The sequence below is a fragment of the Acinetobacter sp. genome (genome assembly GCF_041911495.1).
Taxonomy (GTDB): domain Bacteria; phylum Pseudomonadota; class Gammaproteobacteria; order Pseudomonadales; family Moraxellaceae; genus Acinetobacter.
Genome location: NZ_JAYROT010000062.1, coordinates 1 through 16,206 on the forward strand (window position 1 = coordinate 1; position 16,206 = coordinate 16,206).

At 41.6% G+C, this 16,206-nt stretch carries 14 protein-coding genes, 1 rRNA gene and 1 pseudogene; 6 read left to right on the forward strand and 10 right to left on the reverse strand.

Features of this window, described 5'->3' with window-relative positions; genetic code table 11:
• A 16S ribosomal RNA gene (locus ACE3PQ_RS08085) occupies positions 1-312 on the reverse strand; the annotation flags it as partial.
• 365 nt (positions 313-677) lie between these two features.
• Entirely contained in the window at positions 678-1,232 is a 555-nt protein-coding gene (locus tag ACE3PQ_RS08090) for a peptidylprolyl isomerase (protein ID WP_374296879.1), read from the reverse strand.
• A gap of 227 nt (positions 1,233-1,459) precedes the next feature.
• Here ACE3PQ_RS08090 and ACE3PQ_RS08095 point away from each other — a divergent pair, with 227 nt between their 5' ends.
• The gene (locus tag ACE3PQ_RS08095; protein WP_374296778.1) at positions 1,460-2,203 is read left to right on the forward strand and encodes an FKBP-type peptidyl-prolyl cis-trans isomerase; all 744 of its coding nucleotides are present in this window, start codon (positions 1,460-1,462) and stop codon (positions 2,201-2,203) included.
• A 243-nt stretch (positions 2,204-2,446) separates the two neighbouring features.
• Positions 2,447-3,136: an FKBP-type peptidyl-prolyl cis-trans isomerase gene (locus ACE3PQ_RS08100; RefSeq protein ID WP_374296780.1), complete on the forward strand. Its 690-nt coding sequence runs from the start codon at positions 2,447-2,449 to the stop codon at positions 3,134-3,136.
• Positions 3,137-3,226: 90 nt separating this feature from the next.
• Here ACE3PQ_RS08100 and rph read toward each other — a convergent pair whose 3' ends face one another.
• The 4 genes from rph to ACE3PQ_RS08120 form a co-directional block, all read right to left on the reverse strand.
• The gene (gene rph, locus ACE3PQ_RS08105; protein ID WP_298893732.1) at positions 3,227-3,943 is read right to left on the reverse strand and encodes a ribonuclease PH; all 717 of its coding nucleotides are present in this window, start codon (positions 3,941-3,943) and stop codon (positions 3,227-3,229) included.
• 132 nt (positions 3,944-4,075) lie between these two features.
• Positions 4,076-4,645, reverse strand: coding sequence for a YqiA/YcfP family alpha/beta fold hydrolase (locus tag ACE3PQ_RS08110; protein WP_374296781.1), 570 nt, complete (start codon positions 4,643-4,645; stop codon positions 4,076-4,078).
• A 123-nt stretch (positions 4,646-4,768) separates the two neighbouring features.
• Complete coding sequence (locus ACE3PQ_RS08115) at positions 4,769-5,932, reverse strand: fatty acid desaturase (protein ID WP_374296783.1); 1,164 nt, start codon at positions 5,930-5,932, stop codon at positions 4,769-4,771.
• Between the two features lie 45 nt (positions 5,933-5,977).
• Positions 5,978-7,021, reverse strand: a complete 1,044-nt coding sequence (locus ACE3PQ_RS08120) for a flavin reductase family protein (protein ID WP_374296785.1) — start codon at positions 7,019-7,021, stop codon at positions 5,978-5,980.
• A 189-nt stretch (positions 7,022-7,210) separates the two neighbouring features.
• Between ACE3PQ_RS08120 and ACE3PQ_RS08125 the strand changes: the two genes are divergently transcribed.
• Positions 7,211-7,855, forward strand: a complete 645-nt coding sequence (locus tag ACE3PQ_RS08125; RefSeq protein WP_374296787.1) for a TetR family transcriptional regulator — start codon at positions 7,211-7,213, stop codon at positions 7,853-7,855.
• A gap of 103 nt (positions 7,856-7,958) precedes the next feature.
• Here ACE3PQ_RS08125 and ACE3PQ_RS08130 read toward each other — a convergent pair whose 3' ends face one another.
• A complete protein-coding gene (locus ACE3PQ_RS08130) occupies positions 7,959-8,591 on the reverse strand; it encodes a thiol:disulfide interchange protein DsbA/DsbL (RefSeq protein WP_374296789.1) in 633 nt (210 codons plus the stop codon).
• Between the two features lie 226 nt (positions 8,592-8,817).
• On the opposite strand from ACE3PQ_RS08130, the pseudogene ubiG reads away from it, so the two are divergent.
• The 3 genes and pseudogenes from ubiG to ACE3PQ_RS08145 form a co-directional block, all read left to right on the forward strand.
• A pseudogene (gene ubiG, locus ACE3PQ_RS08135) lies at positions 8,818-9,516 on the forward strand (bifunctional 2-polyprenyl-6-hydroxyphenol methylase/3-demethylubiquinol 3-O-methyltransferase UbiG); the annotation flags it as partial.
• Between the two features lie 86 nt (positions 9,517-9,602).
• Entirely contained in the window at positions 9,603-10,280 is a 678-nt protein-coding gene (locus tag ACE3PQ_RS08140) for an HAD family hydrolase (protein WP_374296880.1), read from the forward strand.
• Between the two features lie 124 nt (positions 10,281-10,404).
• A complete protein-coding gene (locus tag ACE3PQ_RS08145; protein ID WP_374296791.1) occupies positions 10,405-11,151 on the forward strand; it encodes a YciK family oxidoreductase in 747 nt (248 codons plus the stop codon).
• A 463-nt stretch (positions 11,152-11,614) separates the two neighbouring features.
• Here ACE3PQ_RS08145 and ACE3PQ_RS08150 read toward each other — a convergent pair whose 3' ends face one another.
• From ACE3PQ_RS08150 to tyrS, 3 genes are all read right to left on the reverse strand, one after another.
• On the reverse strand, positions 11,615-12,820 hold the full coding sequence (locus ACE3PQ_RS08150; RefSeq protein ID WP_374296793.1) for an alkane 1-monooxygenase: 1,206 nt from the start codon (positions 12,818-12,820) through the stop codon (positions 11,615-11,617).
• Positions 12,821-13,019: 199 nt separating this feature from the next.
• Positions 13,020-14,378, reverse strand: coding sequence for a hypothetical protein (locus ACE3PQ_RS08155; RefSeq protein WP_374296795.1), 1,359 nt, complete (start codon positions 14,376-14,378; stop codon positions 13,020-13,022).
• A 585-nt stretch (positions 14,379-14,963) separates the two neighbouring features.
• On the reverse strand, positions 14,964-16,178 hold the full coding sequence (tyrS, locus tag ACE3PQ_RS08160; RefSeq protein WP_374296797.1) for a tyrosine--tRNA ligase: 1,215 nt from the start codon (positions 16,176-16,178) through the stop codon (positions 14,964-14,966).
• Positions 16,179-16,206: the final 28 nt, after the last annotated feature.

The following is a 16,206-nucleotide window of genomic DNA, read 5'->3' on the forward strand; positions in this document are numbered from 1 at the left end:
CAGTGTGGCGGATCATCCTCTCAGACCCGCTACAGATCGTCGCCTTGGTAGGCCTTTACCCCACCAACTAGCTAATCCGACTTAGGCTCATCTATTAGCGCAAGGTCCGAAGATCCCCTGCTTTCCCCCGTAGGGCGTATGCGGTATTAGCATCCCTTTCGAAATGTTGTCCCCCACTAATAGGCAGATTCCTAAGCATTACTCACCCGTCCGCCGCTAGGTCATATAGCAAGCTATATTTCCCCGCTCGACTTGCATGTGTTAAGCCTGCCGCCAGCGTTCAATCTGAGCCATGATCAAACTCTTCAGTTTAATATCATTCAGTGACTTAAGGTCACAATTCTGGCTCATTAACCTTACTGACTAAAAATTCGCTCAAATAAACTTCGAGTAATTTCTACCAATTCAATCAATGAATATATATTCGATCAATCAACCAGTAAAAATCCACACAAGTTGTTCTTCTTTAACTCTTAATGATCATGTTTTTATCTCGTCGATAAAAACGCAACGCAATAAAATACTCACATCACCCTAAGTGACGTTCCGATCAATTGCGTTGGGATGTGCGCATTATATGTAAATAATTTGCTGACACAAGCCCTTTATGCAACTTTTTTGCAATGCTTGTGCCTTTTTTGAGCAAATTATCATTTTATGCCCATTTGTTGTGCATTTTATTTGGTTTTAGTCACTTTTACATCACGAATGATAATGGTCTGTGCCGGTACATTTGCGTGCATGCCTTTACGGATCGTTGGTTGTTTGGCAATTTTATCGACGATATCCATGCCTTTGGTCACTTTGCCGAATACCGCATAGCCATAATCACGCGCACCATGATCAAGCATACTATTATCAACCAAATTGATAAAAAATTGACTAGTTGCCGAATCCACCACACCTGTACGTGCCATTGCGATCGTGCCTCGGGTATTCTTCAAACCATTTTTTGCTTCATTTTTGATCGGTGCATTGGTTTCTTTTTGCTGCATTTCTGCCGTAAATCCACCACCTTGAATCATAAATCCTGGAATAACACGATGAAATATCGTGCCTTTATAAAAACCTGTCTTTACATATTGCACAAAGTTCTTTGTACTGATTGGCGCTTTTTCATCATCGAGTTCGATTTGAATGTCGCCCATTGAGGTTTTCATCGTGACTTGCGTTGCTGCCAAGCTCATTTGTGTAGCGAATAAAAGTGTTGTTGCTAAGAGTAGGTGTTGCATTTTCATTTTGAGATTCCTTGTCGAGTTTCCTCATTTAATTTCTTAGGAAAGGATTGAAACAATCTATGATTTTCAACGATTGATTTTCGAAAGCTTAATTTAAAGGACGTTCTACCTTACATCTGTATAATTTTTTGTACAGGTTTATGATAATACAGCATTTAAAAGGCAAATTATCTGTTAAACTTATCACACCTTTGTTTTATTTTCTGTCCTACGGATATCTTATGAGTAAAGCTTTACCCATCGTTGTTGCAGCTGTCATTGGTGGTGCCGCTATGGTACCTGTATATATGGCAAGCAAAGATCCTGCAAGATTTCAGGCGAGCTCTCATTCAGCAACATTTAATCCTGAATCAGCGTCTGCAGTTGAAAAAATTAGCTATGTACTTGGTTATGAAGTAACGAGTCAAATGACGCCACCTGAGTTGGATGTGAATGCTTTTTCTGCGGGTGCAAAAGCGGGACATAGCAAAGAAACTTTCCCAATGACGGAAGATGAAGTCAAAGTTGCTTATCAAGAGTTTATTGCTGCTCAACAAAATGCTGCGGTACCTGCTGAGCAAGCCGTAACTCAAATGCCTGCGCCAGACGCATCTGCTGATGTCGCTTTCTTAAAAGATAACGGTAGTAAACCAAATGTCAAAACGACTGCTTCAGGCTTACAGTACACCGTTGATAAAGAAGGCTCTGGCAAGCAACCGAAAGCCACAGATACCGTCCGTGTCCATTACGAAGGCAAGTTGCTTAATGATCAAATCTTCGACAGTTCTTTTGCGCGTGGAGAACCTGTCGAGTTCGGTTTAAATCAAGTCATTCCTGGTTGGACTGAAGGTTTACAATTGATGAAAGAAGGTGCTGTATATACCTTCTACATTCCTTCTGAGCTTGGTTATGGTGTGCAAGGCAAAGGCCCTATTCCACCAAACAGCACTTTGATCTTCAAGGTACAGCTCATCAAAGTGATGTAATTTGAATTTTATCGTCAATAAGCCTTCATTATTTGCGGGCTTTTTTTATTGCTGATTATAAGTATATCATATTGATTTTCTATTACAAAAACATACAACCAGTACAATAAATTATTGTAATGTGATGTCAAAGTGGTTCTCCGTTTGGCTATAAGCTTAAAGCATGTAGCACTTGCTAAAAACAGCTAAACGACATCCAATAGAATCAAGTTGTGTCGGTGAAACAAAAAAGTTGGAATAATGATGAAAAAAATTGCCTTAGTAAGCCTCATGCTCATCGCAGGCCAAAGCTTTGCAGCAGAGAAAGTAACAGAAAAGAGTAGTGAACGTGTTCAAGCCGGTTATAGTTTTGGCTATTTAGTCGGTCGTTCAAACAGTAATGCCTTAGATGACTTAGATTTGGATAGCTTTTTTGAAGGTTTCAAACAGGGCTTCGAAGGTAAAGAATCGTCGCTGAGCAATGAACAGATGATCAGCATTTTAAATCAATATAAGAAAAAATCTGAAGCAGCTGAGTTGGTCGAATTCAAAAAACTTGCTGATAAAAACCTGACTCAAGGACAATCTTTCCTTGCGGATAATGCCAAAAAATCAGGCATTAAAGTGACCGAATCAGGCTTGCAGTATCAGATCGTCAAGCAAGGTTCTGGTAAAAAACCATCAGCAACCAGTAAAGTACTTGTGCATTATGAAGGTCGTTTGATCGACGGCACAGTATTTGATAGCTCCATCGCACGTGATCAACCAATCTCTTTTCCACTCAATAAAGTCATTGCAGGTTGGCAAGAAGGTTTGCAGCTCATGCAAGAAGGCGATCAATATCGTTTATTCATCCCTGCAAAATTGGCTTATGGTGAAACAGGTGCAGGTGCAAATATCCCGCCAAATAGTGCTTTGATCTTCGATGTACAGCTATTAAAAGTGGAATCATAAAACCTATTACAGAAGAACTTTATCATCAAAAAATGCCACAATCTTGTGGCATTTGTTGTCTTCGGTGTTGATCTAAATTAAAAAAGGAAATTACCAACCTAAAGCTTTTTGTTGTTCCTCAACAAGCTGTTTAATCCCTTCTTCCGCCAATGCCAACATTTGATTGGCTTGTTCACGAGTAAATGGTTTTTCTTCGGCTGTACCTTGGATTTCGATAAATTCACCTGACTGGGTCATCACCACATTCAAGTCTGTTTCACACGTTGAATCTTCATCATAATTTAGATCTAGTAATGCTTCGCCATTATGGATACCCACAGATACCGCAGCGACTAACCCTTTCAGCGGATCATTTTTAATTTTTTTCTTTTCTAGCAATACATTCATCGCATCAATCAATGCAACTGCCGCACCTGTGATCGACGCTGTACGTGTACCACCGTCCGCTTGGATCACATCACAGTCAATAGTAATAGTATTTTCACCGAGCTTTTTCAGATCCACCATCGCACGTAGGCTACGACCAATTAGGCGTTGAATCTCTTGAGTACGACCGCTTTGCTTACCACGTGCTGCTTCACGGTCCGAACGAGTATGCGTCGAACGTGGCAACATACCATATTCCGCAGTGACCCAACCTTGTCCCTGACCTTTGAGGAAGCGAGGCACGCTGTTCTCAATGCTCGCAGTACAAAGCACTTTGGTATGCCCAAACTCGACCAAAACCGAACCTTCTGCATAGCGTGTATAGTTGCGTGTGATTTTGATTGGGCGGAGTTGGTTTTCAGCACGTTGATCTATGCGCATGGTCGATCCTTATAAAAATGGTTTAAAAATATTTGGGAAATTTTGAGGAAACAAATTAATAGCACAGTTTGCTCAGGGCTTGAGGCAAAAGTATAACAACCGAATATGACAAAGCCTAGCCATTTACAGGCATCAGCGTTTAATAAAAGTTTCAATCTGTTGTCGATACTTGCCATTATCGGCAAAACGATGATCCTCAAACTCATCGACAATGATGTTGGCTTTCGGCAAAGTGTCGATCGCAATCTGATAGTCTAAGACCTCATCCTGCTTTGCCAATAGCATCAATATCTTAGACTGATCAAGCTGTTGGAACGATGCAGAAGATAACTGTGCAGATAATTGCTGGAGCTCATCGACCTGTTGCTGTGACCATGTAAATTGCTCACCATTATAACGTGTCACCGTACCAATATATTTCTGTAAGGTGTGCGGAGATTGTAAAGCAGGATTAATCAGCACCAATTTCACAGGAAATTGCATGGCAAGTAATAGCCCATAAAACCCGCCCAGCGAACTACCGACGATCGTGGTGATCTGTTCTTTTTTTATCAGTGCGGATAAATCATTCAAATCACTAAGCGGTCGATGATTCAGATCAGGTGCAAAAACATCATTACCAAACCATTGTTTGAGTTGCAAAGATTTCACACCATGACCAACTGATGCAAAGCCATGAATAAATAGAATTTTTTCTGACATATTGAAATTTATACAGTTTGAAGAAGTTTACTTATTTTAGCGAAAAAAAGAGCTAGCGAACACACCTACTAGCTCCATGCAAGAAACGAAATTTTTGATTTAAATTTGAAGCACTTACTTCAGTTATTTTGACAACAACTTCCCAAAACGAGCTTTAAATTTGTTTTGAACCTCAGCTTTCCATTGCTGGCGTTCATCTTTATTTGATACAGACATTTTTGCCAATCGAGTCCACACTGTCGCAAACTGTGCATTAAAACTTGCACTGTTGTAGTTGACACCAAACTCTTCGCACACAGCACGAACTTTTGGTGCAACTTCCTGATAACGATTGGCAGGCATATCGGGGAATAAGCGATGCTCAATCTGATGACTCAAATTACCACTTAAAAAGTGCATCCATTTGCCTCCTGTGAAGTTACTTGAACCACGGATTTGGCGTAAATACCACTCTGCACGTGTTTCAGTCGCTGTGTTATCTGGCTCAAAGTTTTCTGCATCTTCGGTAAAGTGACCATTAAAAATCACTGCCGATGACCATAGGTTACGGATAATATTCGCTGTTGCATTGGCTGTAAGTACAGGAATAAAGTTTACTGTGGCAATGACAGGGAAAAATACATAGTCCTTCAAGATTTGACGTGTGGCTTTATTACGGAAATTCGCCGAATCCTGCCAAACTTGCGCCCATGTTTTGGTTTTATACGCAATGGCATCTTCTAAATGTAAGTTTTGCACACCCACATACCACTCGAAGAACACCATCAATTGAATCGCCAAAGGAATATTCCATAAAAAGCGTGGCTCCCAAGCCTGCTCGTCACTGACCCTAAGCAAGCCATAGCCGACATCGTGATCCATACCGACAATATTGGTATAGGTATGATGAATATAATTGTGCGTATGTCGCCAATCATCACCAGTGCAAACATTATCCCAGTCAAAGTCTTTGCCACGCAAGCTGTCATCATTCAACCAGTCATATTGGCCGTGCATGACATTGTGACCAAGCTCCATATTTTCAACGATCTTAGACACCCCCAACATGCTTGTGCCAAGTAACCACACAGGTGGTAACCACCCTGCAAACATCAACATGCCACGTGATGCGATCTCGGTATAACGCACAAAGTTACGGACTTTGTAAATATATTTTGCGTCTTTCTCGCCTAAATCGTCCATCACCTCTTGGCAAATGGCATCAATCTTGGCACCAAATGCTTCGATTTGGTCTGCTGTTAAATATTTTGATTTGCTATTTAACGGAAATTTCACTGCTGTATTCATGGCTATTTTCCTCGTATTTGTTTTTCTAGGATTGAAATAAATGGATTAAAGATCAATGGTGACAGGGCTTAGCGCCTGACTGACACACAATTTAATCTGTTGATTGTCAATTTGATCAATTTCACCTGTGATAATGTTCTTAGTGACACCACTGACTTTAGTACACGTGCAACTATTACAGATCCCCATACGACAACCTGAAGTTGGGCGAAGTCCTGCATCTTCAGCACTTTCCAAAAGTGTTTTGGTGGCGATGAAGTCACGCTGTGCTCGGCGGAAGGTAATCGGTTGCTCTGTTGCACTATCGTCTACACATGGTTGAAAGTATTCACTATGCAACTGATTTGAAATATCATGCATTGCAAAAATGGCTTTTGCACTTTTCATCAACGGTGTTGAACCACAGATATAAGTATTGATAGATTTCCAATCTGCGCACCGCTCTGTCAATAAAGCTTCATCTAAATACTGTTTAGAGCTACTTGTATCAATGAAGTGATAATGAAACTGTGGATACTGCTGACTCAAGTGCTCAAGTTCCACGTGGAACACTGGCGCACGGTTGAAATAAATCAAATGTATTGATTCAAGGTTTTGTGCAATGGCTTGCTTCACCATTGCATAGATCGTCGTAATACCGCTGCCTGATGCAATCATCAATGCGGATGCTTTGCCATGATGTAGAACAAAATCGCCTTGCACTTGAGAGATTTCCACCACGATGTCATCTGCGGATTTGCAGAGATAGTCTGAAACCAAACCTTGTGCTTTAATACCTAAAACAATTTGACCTTTGGCATCATTATCAACAATCGAGTAACTACGTTGATGATGCACACCATGCACTTGCACAGTGACTAAGACTGACTGCCCTGCTTGCCATTGACTTTTGAATTTTGGATTGTCTGCCAAAACCACTTTGTACATATCATTGCCCAAAGTTTGACGTGCAATGATCGAGGTTTTGATTTTGCGCAACGACCATAGTGGGTTGAACTGTGCTAGGACAAAGTCGACAAAGTCTTCTTTGATCCAATGTGGTTGATAAGATGTGTTAGATATTGCTACGTGAGTTACTGCTGTGTTCATGCTCGCGTTCCTCTTTGCTGCTGGTTTTTATTGAGTGAACATATGTACTCTAAGAGAACATGTGTGCACTATATCTGCAGTTTTAATTTAAGTCAGCACTTGTACACTGAATTTTTTTAGGTCAATTTCTTCTTTTTTGCTAGACTGTGGCTTTCCATATGTCTTTATTGCATTTTTTGAGTTTAATCCATGTCGATTCGTGATGAACGCAAACAACAAAGTCGCCAAGCTTTGCTTGATGCAGCACTTAAGCTCAGCACATCAGGGCGTTCATTTAGCACCATTAGCTTGCGTGAAATCGCTCGTGAGGTTGGTTTAGTACCAACGGCGTTTTATCGTCATTTTGAAGATATGGATCAGCTCGGTTGCAACTTGGTCGAACAAGTTTCTTTGCGTTTAAGAGAAGTCATATTGCAACTACGTCAGGGTTATTTCATTCAACAAAATGCCAAAACGCGTAGCAGTATCGAATTATTTTTTAAAGCCGTGGATGAAAGCCCGCAAGATTGGTTATTCTTTATTGCTGAGCGTTGGGGCGGATCACTTGCAGTACGCCAAGAAATTGCCAATGAAATTGATATTTTGATCGCAGGACTGGGTAATGATCTGACGGAAAGTACCAGTTTTAAACATGTGGAAAGTGCTGAAGACTTGATGGTGATCTCGACCATTTTGATCAACTTATCATTTACTTGGGCGATGACGTGGCGCAATATGCGTGAAAATCTGAGCTCACCACAGCTCGAAACAGAGCAACAGCAATATATTGATCAAGTGACGGTACAGGTAAGATTACTGTTCCGTGGCATTGAAAATTGGCAAAGTGCTGAATAAAACAGCATTTCTATTTTCAAATTAGAACCTCACCGAAAATTTGTGCATAAAAAAGCCCGAACTATTTCGAGCTTTTTAAAACTAAGCACTTTTAAATCATCTATTACGATGCTTTCTTCATGCCTTGGCGTTCTTTGTTGACCAAATAATTCACGACTTGAATAACACGTTGACTATCACCATGCACGATGTACTTACCATTGACAACTACCGCAGGTACACCTGTCAATTGATAATGCATTGCCAAGTTTTTGGCTTTGTTGATTTTGCCTGTGATCGCGAATGAATTGAACAAGCTGTTAAATTTCTTGGTATCTGCACCATATTTGGTATAGAACTGCGCCAAAGATGCTTGATCAAAAATCTGTTGACCACCTTTGTGGATCGCATCAAATAATGGGATATGCGCTTTACGACGGATTTTCAATGCTTCAGATACATAGTAACCACGTGCATTTTGCTCCCAAACTGGATTCATCGCCGCAGGTGTACGCACAAAGTTTACGTCTTTTGGCAATTTGCGAAGCCATTTTTGCATTGGGTGCTCTAGGCTGTAGCAGTGTCCACAACCATACCAAAAAAACTCACGCACCTCGATCTTGCCAGCAACGTCCACTTTGCCTACTTTTGGTGCCAATTTATAATCTCTTCCTTCGATAAATTGTTCTGCGGCAAACGTCATTCCTGAAACTGTCATCACTGCAGCAGACATTACCGTTAAAGCAAGCTTTTTCATTGGTCTATACGTCCTCATCATCTTGAATAATTTTTTAAGTGTTCACACTATAAAGGATATTAAATAAAATAAATATAGAGTAAATAGGGACGAATCGTTTTAATCTGTGAACAGATTTTTGTTCGTTGATTACGATTAATAATGTTCTTCACTGGTATTCTAAGCTAAGCTAGGATAATCCGTTTATTTATAGAATAATTTTCCATTTTCCCAAAGGTACTGAGATATGACCACACCCAATGTCGATGCCCAAGAGATCGCCAAATTTGAAGCTTTGGCAGATAAATGGTGGGATCAACACTCCGAATTTCGCCCTTTGCATCAGATCAATCCGCTACGTCTAAATTGGATTGATGAAAAGTCTGGTGGACTCACAGGCAAGAAGATTCTCGATGTCGGCTGTGGTGGTGGTATTCTGGCGGAAAGTATGGCACGTCGTGCAGGTTCTGTACTCGGTATTGATATGGGTGAAGCACCGCTTGCGGTTGGACGTATCCATGCCGAGCAAGAAGGTGTAAATAATATCGAGTATAAGCAAATTCCAGTTGAACAACTCGCATTAGAACAGGCAGGTCAATATGATGTCGTGACCTGTATGGAGATGCTCGAACATGTGCCTGATCCTGCGTCTATCGTAAAAGCCTGCTTTGATTTAGTGAAGCCCGATGGTCATGTATTCTTCTCAACCATCAACCGTAATCCGAAGTCGTACCTATTTGCGATTATCGGTGCGGAGTATGTACTTCGCATGTTGCCTCGTGGTACGCATGATTATCACAAATTCATTCGCCCTTCTGAATTGGCAGGTGCGATTCGTGGTGCAGGTTTGGAACTCAAAGCCATGACCGGACTGCATTACAACCCACTGACCAAATACTATTGGCTTGCTCCGAATGTCGATGTCAACTATATGGTGCACACGGTCAAGCCTGCTGTAGCCACATCTACTGAAAAAGCATCAAATAAAACTGCTGAAAAAAGCAAAACATCTCAAGTAGGTAACGAGGCATGATCAAAGCGGTTTTATTCGACCTTGATGGCACCTTGATCGACACAGCAGCAGACTTTATTCGCATCATTCAAGCCATGTGCCGTGAAGGTAGTGTTGAGGTCGTATCTGCCGAACGCATTCGCACTCAAGTGTCTGAAGGTGCTCGTGCTATGGTGCGTTTGGTCTACCCTGAGTTAGAAGTTACCGATCCTAGATTTCTAGAACTCCGTCAAGCTTTCCTTGATCGCTACGGTGCAGATATTGCAGTGGATACCATGCTATTTGAGGGGATGGATGAACTACTCATTCAGCTTGAACAGCGCAGTATTCCGTGGGGCATTGTCACCAATAAACCTCGTGGACTCAGTGAAGCCTTACTCAAAGCCCTGAATCTGACTGAGCGTTGTGCGGTCTTGGTTTGTCCTGATGATGTCAAAAATACCAAACCTGATCCAGAGCCAATGTTTCTTGCTGCATCACAGCTCAATATCGACGCAGAGCAAATCATCTATGTCGGTGATCATCCTCGTGATATTGATGCAGGGAAAAATGCCAATATGCCAACGATACTGGCTGCCTATGGCTATCTTCCACCTGAGTCAGCAGATGACTTGGAAGCGTGGGGTGCAGATTATATTGTGCAAGATGTTGCTGAGTTATCTGATTTAGTACTGTCATTGGTTAATCAATACATTTGAAAGGTAAAAGTAGTGCAAAGTCATTAACAAATATCCTTTGACTTTGCATGTGCTTTGACCGATAAATAAAATGATCTATTCAACAATTTCTACAATGAATTACCCATACCACTAGAGGTTCCGCATGGATTTTAAAAGCTATCAACCTGATCCTGATTTACTCAAAGGTCGCGTCATTCTTGTGACGGGTTGTGGCGATGGTATTGGTCGTGCCGCAGCGATTAACTATGCACTTCACGGCGCAACAGTGGTATTGCATGGTCGTAGTATTAATAAGCTTGAAATTATTTATGATGAGATCGAAGCACTTGGCGCACCACAACCTGCGATTTTACCATTGCAACTATCCAGTGCATCTGCACATGATTATGACACCTTGTTTCATACCTTAGACAAGCAATTTGGTCGCCTTGACGGCATCTTGCATAATGCAGGGATTTTGGGTGAGCGAGTGACGCTTGAGAACTATCCTGCGGAGGTGTGGGATGAGGTGCTCAATGTCAATCTGCGTGCTCCTTTTGTCCTGACCCAAGCTTTGTTGCCTCTTTTAAAACGCTCTGACAGCGCATCCATTATCTTTACCAGTAGCGGCGTCGGTCGTGATGCACGTGCAGAATGGGGGGCATATTCTGTATCGAAATTTGGTGTAGAAGCGTTAAGCCAAATCTTTGCACGTGAATTTGCTGATCAAGACAATATTCGTTTTAACTGTATCAATCCTGGAGGCACACGCACAGCGATGCGTGCCAAAGCTTATCCAAGTGAAGATCCAAAAACCTTGCCGATACCTGAAGACATCATGCCTGCATATCTGTACCTCATGGGTAAAGACAGTCATGCCGTGACTGGTGAAAGTATTGATGCGCAGTAGATTTTAAGTAACCTCAGTTTGACATAAGATGAGTAAAAATTATCTGATTCGTGGGAGCGTCAGTCGCATTGTTCGAGGGCAGAACAGCTTTAGCAAAATGACGTTTTTCAAGGTATGGGATAAATTTTAGTGTATGACCGAGTTTGCGGCTGACAAATGGTTTTGCTTACTTTTCCCGAAAGAAAAGTGAGTCGAACCGAAGGTTAATCCCGAAATGTGAGTATACACCGCAAGACCTTGTCTAAAATACTTTTACTTTTTAATTACATGCAACACAAACTTCATCGAACTCAGGTTAAGTTATTTCAGAAATTATTCTCGATGTTTTATAGGTAAATCTCCAAAACCCATCAGTTGTCGTAAGCATCCAAAAAATTAAAAGCACAAAATCACTTTTGCGCGCGAAAGTGATTTTGTGCAACGTCTCAAGGGCTACCGACCTCCAAGCCTGCCTTTTCAAAAATCAAACATGATCTGTTTCATCCACCACATTAAACTTCTGCATTAATTCAGCACGTCGTTTCGGATGAATATTGGCTTTGTTTAAATCACCTTGATAATGATCATACACACGTTGATCCATCATCTTAAACCACCACGATGGAATCAGTGCAGGCAACAGCATCGTCGCATAACCACTTGGCAACTCAGGTGCTTCCTCAAAGTGACGCAACGCTTGGAATGGACGTGTCGGATAAGCGTGATGATCAGAATGACGTTGTAGCTGATACAGGAACAGATTGGTCAGCACATTGTTATTATTCCAACTGTGCTCAGGCATTGTACGCGCATAGCTACCATCTTCTTTTTGCTCACGTTTTAGACCATAGTGCTCAATATAATTAATGATTTCAAATAGGCTAATACCATAGAACGCTTGCGCAGCAAGATATGGAATGATCTGCGTACCAAAGGTTGTAATCAAAACTGCATGGAACGCTGTACTCATCGCCCAACCTTGAAGCAACTCGTTGTCTTTACTAAAAAATGGTAAACCTTTACGTTTCAAACGACGTGCTTCGATCTCAATACCCGACTTGATACCACCAAATACGGTACGTGGCCAAAATTGGTAAAAGCTCTCGCCCATTTGTGATGATGCAGGGTCTTCAGGTGTCGCTGCACGCTTATGATGCCCATATGGATGTTCCACACGGAAATGGTTATAAAACAATGGCATCAACGTCGCATGTGACAACATATGATCTGATTTATTCGGACGATGCGATAGCTCATGTGCCGTGGTCACTGCAATACCGTTGATCGCACCCATTGAGATGCCAAGTAAAATTCGATCGAGCATCGGCGTGTCTTTGCGTGATACCAAATACGCCGCATAGACATTCGCCGCCATTTGGATCGGTATAAACATTTTGACCAGACAATCGTAGTACGGATCTTTGACGAGGCTCTGCACATCTTCATCGGTTGGATTGTTTTCATCATTACCAATCACGGCATCGAATGCAGGAATGATCGCATGGAGAACGATCGGACCGCTGAGCGCAAACAGCTTACGTGTCCATTTTGGACCAAACTGATAGCCTGCCAAAATACCCACACCGATCATCGGCAAGCCTGGGCTCAGCAGCCACCAACGGCGCTTTTTATCAATCTTTTTTGCATGGGCAGTTGCGTCCTGCAAACTAAGCTGTGCGGGTGCATTCATTGCTTCGCCTAATATACTTTGAGTTTCTATTAGAAATTATCAAAGGCATTAGGATTTAAAAGAACTGCCGAAAAGGACAGCTTATTATCATTTTAGACCATTTCAGTCGTAGTCTTGAGCGTTTTGAACATTGACCTTGAGCGTTTTTAATATTGACGTGATTAAAATGTGTGCCTTCTTAAAGTAATAAATAGCTTAATTATTCAACATCTTGTGATTCAATTTCTACGTCTTTTTCAGCAGAGTCGGACTCATTTGATGCAGATTCTGCTTCATATTTCTTTTGCAAAATATTCGAAAAAATACTTTCAATCATCCACACTCGATACAAGCTATTGAAAACAAACTCTTGTTCGGCGATGCGCAATACCATGACAGGTTGATTCGGCTGTTGTAGCGCATCACAGTGTTGTTGATTGAGTTGTAAAGCCTGATGAACTTCGTCAGTTGAAACTTTTTCTTGAACACTTTCCTGAATAATCTGATGATTCATCAACACGCTGCGCTGATGGCTTGCCAAGCTTAAATCTTTACCCTTCGTCCATGTCAGTCGTAGCATTTCTAAGACCGCATCAACCCGTTGCTCAGGTTCAACTTGATAAAATAACTTTGCCATCGCCATCACGGTATTTTGATCAGGGCGACAAAATGGCGTAAATGCCACATCTGTACGTTTTGAGAGTCGCATCGCCAAACTCCAATCAAAAAAATCACGCCCTTGATACGGTAGCGGATAAATATTGATGTGGATGTTGTAGAGATTCGCCAATTCTTCTTTGATATAGGCAAGCAATAACCATGAAATTGGATTTTCTAAGGTGAAATACAAATCAAGCTCAGGTTGCATGGCTTGTATATCTGTCAGCTCTTCGGCATCTTGGATCAGATGCTCACGCCATTCGATATGATTAATCAGGAAAATTGGCGATGATGTGAGTAATTTCTGTTGTTGTAAGCGACGTGTCAAACGCAGTAAATCGTCCACGGCTTGATATTCCCGCCCACCAAAGCTAAAAAATGCCGTCAATATTGGCGTATCATCAAAACGAAACTGCGCATCTTCACTCGGCTGACGGTAATTCTTCGCCATCATATAGAGCATGTTTAATTTGCCATATTGTTGATTCCACAACATATGGAAAATATCTTCAAGCAAATATAAAAAGTCACGCCCTGTCAGGGGTGTGCGCTCAAGAATGGTATGCGCTTGATCCAAAGCTTGCTGTGTCGGCATCTCTGGCACATCGTCAAAGGCGAAGCGATGTTGCATTGCCAAGATTTTGGCATCATTTAAGGTGTAGCGTTGCCATGCTTCGACCGACATACCTTGCGGTGGTGGTGCGGTTTGTGTAGAGATGACAATTTTTAAAGGTCGAATCTCTTCAATAAGAATTTCTTCAAGCTGTATCAACTGTTGAACTGCAAGGTAACTGTAGACATCATCCAAGCGCAGATAGGCACTAATTCCTTGATCTATCGGCAATTCGGCTTGACGATGCGGACGGTCGAAATACCATTTCGATCGGATCGGATCAAACCACCTTCGGATCAGGGACATGATGTTTTTACCTCAAATATTTTAATCTGATAGATTACTAGGGTCTGTTGCCATTTCAACCATGCATTGCGTTATAGGCTAAAATCACATAAACGAGGCATGAAACGCAGAGAATGGTCACTCCCTTGTCAAGTTTCATAACGAAGTTTATGGCAATTTTAGCCATAACCCTTCGGGACAAGGATCTTTTTTGACGCTACGTTGTTATGAATGAATCATTTAGAATGACTAAATTTCTTCATTCATTCCTAGTATCGCCTAAAAAACATCCATTGTCGCAAGCATCTGTGAAATATCAACAGACCCTAAACAACATTCAGATCGCTATGAACGTCTTAACGATCTGATGATTCATTTTATAAGTAAAATCGAAATGACAAGTCTGCATTATGCTTGAAAATAATATGTATGTTCTAGGCATTTTCATGAATTGTTTATAACAACGCATCTTTGGTAGATCAAGTAGTGCGTGAAATCTGTTTTAAAACGCTTATTGATGACCACTAAAACTCAAAAGCTTAAAACAGAAAACGCCACTGTAAAAGTAGCGTTTTCCGATATTCGTTATGTTGTAAATGGCATCTTTTAGCTGACAAAGCTCACTCGAGCGATGGCTTTTTTCCCTGCTTGGATCACCACAGTTTTTGGAGCATTGACCGAAAACGAAGCATCAACCACTTCATTGTCTACTTTGACTGCGCCACGAGCGACTGCATCTTTGGCTTGAGCTGCATTCTTCGTCAATCCTGCAAGACGCACGATCGAGCCAATAAAGATTTCTCCACCATTTTCAGACAGTGAAATATCTACTTCAGGGGTATCTTCAGGTACTTCACCATCGACAATACGGTTCCCTGCGCTTTTATGCGCATTTTCTGCAGCTTCACGATCATGGAAACGCTCAACAATTTCTAATGCCAAGATACGTTTAATCTCTTGCGGATTACGTCCTTCTGCCATCTCTTTGAGCAAGGTTTCGATGTCATCCATCGACTTAAAGCTGAGCAATTCAAAATAGCGCTCAATCAAGCTGTCAGGCATCGACAAGATTTTTTGATACATCGCACCCGGTGCATCAAATACACCGATATAATTACCAAGCGATTTGGACATCTTTTTGACACCGTCCAAACCTTCTAAGATCGGCACGGTGATACAGACTTGCGACTCTTGCCCATAACGTCCTTGCAAGGTACGTCCCATCAGCAAGTTAAAGGTTTGATCTGTACCGCCTAACTCAACATCGGCTTCCATCGCAACAGAATCATAACCTTGTACCAATGGATACAAAAATTCATGAATGGCAATCGGTTGTTCACTTTGATAGCGTTTTGAGAAGTCGTCACGTTCAAGCATTCGCGCCACAGTTTGCTGACTTGCCAATTGAATCAAATCCGCCGCAGAGCGTTTTGAAAACCATTCTGAGTTAAACACCACTTTGGTTTTGGCAGGATCAAGGATTTTAAACACTTGTTCTTGATAGGTTTTGGCATTGGCTTCGACTTGCTCACGGGTCAACGGCGGACGTGTCGCACTTTTCCCTGTTGGGTCCCCAATCATGGCAGTATAGTCGCCTATCAAAAATAGCACTTCATGCCCAAGGTCTTGGAATACTTTCAGTTTATTGATGAGTACGGTATGACCAAGATGCAAATCAGGCGCTGTTGGATCAAAACCTGCCTTGATGCGTAGCGGTCGATTTTGTTTCAATTTTTTCAATAAATCATCTTGGGAAATGATCTCATGCGTACCACGTTGGATTAACGCCAACTGCTCTTCAGCAGGTAGAAAAGTGCTCATCAGCAAAACCTAATCGTTCTAACTTTCA

What these genes read in the sequence shown, in the direction of transcription:
- ACE3PQ_RS08125 (WP_374296787.1), top strand. Translation starts at nt 7,211, where the DNA reads ATGTCGATTCGTGATGAACGCAAACAACAAAGTCGCCAAGCTTTGCTT.
- ACE3PQ_RS08145 (WP_374296791.1), top strand. Translation starts at nt 10,405, where the DNA reads ATGGATTTTAAAAGCTATCAACCTGATCCTGATTTACTCAAAGGTCGC.
- ACE3PQ_RS08095 (WP_374296778.1), top strand. Translation starts at nt 1,460, where the DNA reads ATGAGTAAAGCTTTACCCATCGTTGTTGCAGCTGTCATTGGTGGTGCC.
- ACE3PQ_RS08155 (WP_374296795.1), bottom strand. Translation starts at nt 14,378, where the DNA reads ATGTCCCTGATCCGAAGGTGGTTTGATCCGATCCGATCGAAATGGTAT.
- ACE3PQ_RS08110 (WP_374296781.1), bottom strand. Translation starts at nt 4,645, where the DNA reads ATGTCAGAAAAAATTCTATTTATTCATGGCTTTGCATCAGTTGGTCAT.
- ACE3PQ_RS08150 (WP_374296793.1), bottom strand. Translation starts at nt 12,820, where the DNA reads ATGAATGCACCCGCACAGCTTAGTTTGCAGGACGCAACTGCCCATGCA.
- rph (WP_298893732.1), bottom strand. Translation starts at nt 3,943, where the DNA reads ATGCGCATAGATCAACGTGCTGAAAACCAACTCCGCCCAATCAAAATC.
- ACE3PQ_RS08130 (WP_374296789.1), bottom strand. Translation starts at nt 8,591, where the DNA reads ATGAAAAAGCTTGCTTTAACGGTAATGTCTGCTGCAGTGATGACAGTT.
- tyrS (WP_374296797.1), bottom strand. Translation starts at nt 16,178, where the DNA reads ATGAGCACTTTTCTACCTGCTGAAGAGCAGTTGGCGTTAATCCAACGT.
- ACE3PQ_RS08115 (WP_374296783.1), bottom strand. Translation starts at nt 5,932, where the DNA reads ATGAATACAGCAGTGAAATTTCCGTTAAATAGCAAATCAAAATATTTA.
- ACE3PQ_RS08100 (WP_374296780.1), top strand. Translation starts at nt 2,447, where the DNA reads ATGAAAAAAATTGCCTTAGTAAGCCTCATGCTCATCGCAGGCCAAAGC.
- ACE3PQ_RS08120 (WP_374296785.1), bottom strand. Translation starts at nt 7,021, where the DNA reads ATGAACACAGCAGTAACTCACGTAGCAATATCTAACACATCTTATCAA.
- ACE3PQ_RS08090 (WP_374296879.1), bottom strand. Translation starts at nt 1,232, where the DNA reads ATGCAACACCTACTCTTAGCAACAACACTTTTATTCGCTACACAAATG.